This is a genomic window from Azospirillum sp. TSH64 (assembly GCF_003116035.1).
GTDB lineage: Bacteria > Pseudomonadota > Alphaproteobacteria > Azospirillales > Azospirillaceae > Azospirillum.
The window spans coordinates 3,359,787-3,360,100 of sequence record NZ_LGQW01000015.1; the positions used below are offsets into that span (position 1 = coordinate 3,359,787).

At 72.0% G+C, this 314-nt stretch carries 1 protein-coding gene; it reads right to left on the reverse strand.

Annotated features, from left to right (window positions below):
- The coding region (locus tag TSH64_RS36405; protein WP_247872987.1) for an FAD-binding protein at window positions 1–314 on the reverse strand (314 nt) is incomplete at both ends.

A 314-nucleotide genomic window follows, 5' to 3' on the forward strand; every position in this document is an offset into this window, starting at 1 on the left:
ATAGTCGTTCGGCACGAAGCCGGCATCGACGGCGGCACGGCTGGCCCCGACGGCGGCCCCCAGCTTGTCGGCGATGGCCTCCAGCAGGTGGAAATTGTCGCCCGACTGCATGCCGCGCCCGCCGGAGATGACGATGCGGGCGGAGGTCAGCTCCGGACGCTCCGACTTCGACAGCTCGGCCGAGACGAAGCCAGACAGACCGGGGTCCGGCGCGGTGGCGATGCTCTCGACCGCGCCGCTGCCGGTGGCGGGCGCCGCCTCGAAGGCTGTGGTGCGGACGGTGATCACCTTGACCGGGTCGGCCGACTGCACGG